A 1,600-nucleotide genomic window follows, 5' to 3' on the forward strand; every position below is an offset into this window, starting at 1 on the left:
GGGTCCGCGCTTGACCGCCAGCCGCCGGGCCCCGCATGAGGAACCGCATCGAGCGGATCGCCATGAGCACCGGAGGCGGGGACGCGCCCGGGCTCAACGCGGTCATGCATGCGGCCACCCTGGCCGCACGGAACCGTGACTGGGAAGTCGTCGGGATCCGCGACGGCTTCAACGGCCTGCTGACCCCGGACGACTATCCCGACGGCGGGCTGATCGAGCTGACCCGTGACCGGGTGCGCGGCATCATCCACCAGGGCGGCACGATCATCGGAACCACCAATCGCGGCAATCCGACGGCTTTCCCGGTGCGCCGGCCCGACGGCACCTGGGTTGAGGTGGACCGCACGGGGGAGCTGATCGACCGGTTCGCCGAGCACCGGATCGACGCGCTGATCCTGGCCGGCGGTGACGGGTCGATGTCGATCGGCCAACGTCTGCACGACGCCGGGCTGCGCCTGGTCGGGGTGCCCAAGACGATTGACAACGACCTTGACAAGACCGTTGCGACGTTCGGGTTCGACACCGCCGTCGACTTCGCCTCGCAGTGCATCGACCGGCTGTTCACCACCGCCACGTCGCACGGCCGGATCATCGTCGTGGAGGTGATGGGGCGCTACGCGGGATGGATCGCACTGAACGCCGGCATGGCGTCTGGGGTGCATGCGATCCTGATCCCGGAGATTCCGTTCGATCTCGAACCGGTGGCCGCGTTGGTCGCCGACCGAGAACGGCACGGCGCGAAGTTCTCCATCGTCTGCGTCGCCGAGGGTGCACGGCCGGTCGGTGGGGACTTCTCGATCGTGGGCAGGTCGCCGGGGCAGGCCGAGCGGCTCGGCGGCATCGGCGACAAGGTGGCCGTCGCGCTCGAGGCGATGACCGGGCGCGAGGCCCGCACGGTCGTGCTCGGCCACCTGCTGCGGGGCGGTTCGCCCACCGCGTTCGACCGGTTGCTCGGCCTGCGGTTCGGCGCGGCCGCCGTGCGGGCCCTCGACGAGGGGCGCGACGGCGTGATGGTTGCCCTCGACCCGCCGACGGTCGACTACGTTCCGCTCGCCGAAGCCACCAGGCGGCAGAAGACGGTCCCGCTTGACTGCGACTCGCTGCTGACCGCGCGCGACATGGGGATCAACTTCGGCGATGAGATGCCCGGCCACACCACGATCGGGCGATGACGCCCGGGCCGTGTCATCGCAGCGGCGCCGGCTGCTGTTCGAGCTCGAGGATCTTGCACATGGTGTCTTGACCGACCACCCGATTTGAGGAAAACCTTGCCGGGCCAGGCGTTCTTTCCGCCGATGAGTGGCACGTCGGCGATCCCGATCTCGGCGATGCCGATCTCGTCGATCGAGCTGTTCGCAGAAGTGAATGCCGGTGAACTCGACCGTGATCTTCCCGGGCATCTTCTCAGGATTCCTCTCTGGTGCGTCACACGGCTTTCGGAAGCGGGCTTGCGCGGCCAAACCGCTTGGGCGTCAGGCGATGACGCCATGGCGGCTCGCGCTCCCGCAGAGCATGCGTTTGGCATCGAAGGTGAGGACTTCCGGCCCTGATCGCGGGCGCTGCCGTGGCGGACAGTGATGGGATGGAGCAGTTGACCGTC

2 protein-coding genes are annotated in these 1,600 nt (G+C 68.6%); both read left to right on the forward strand.

What is annotated here, in order from left to right; translation table 11 throughout:
- Positions 1-35 precede the first annotated feature (35 nt).
- The gene (locus tag AC2VOK_RS09510) at positions 36-1,172 is read left to right on the forward strand and encodes a 6-phosphofructokinase (RefSeq protein ID WP_428900250.1); all 1,137 of its coding nucleotides are present in this window, start codon (positions 36-38) and stop codon (positions 1,170-1,172) included.
- A gap of 96 nt (positions 1,173-1,268) precedes the next feature.
- Entirely contained in the window at positions 1,269-1,550 is a 282-nt protein-coding gene (locus AC2VOK_RS09515; RefSeq protein ID WP_428900251.1) for a hypothetical protein, read from the forward strand.
- Positions 1,551-1,600 lie beyond the last annotated feature (50 nt).

It is taken from the genome of Mycobacterium sp. TH-M116 (assembly GCF_057473685.1).

Excerpts from the sequence above, each read along its gene's own strand:
- AC2VOK_RS09510 (WP_428900250.1), top strand. The coding sequence starts at position 36 with ATGAGGAACCGCATCGAGCGGATCGCCATGAGCACCGGAGGCGGGGAC.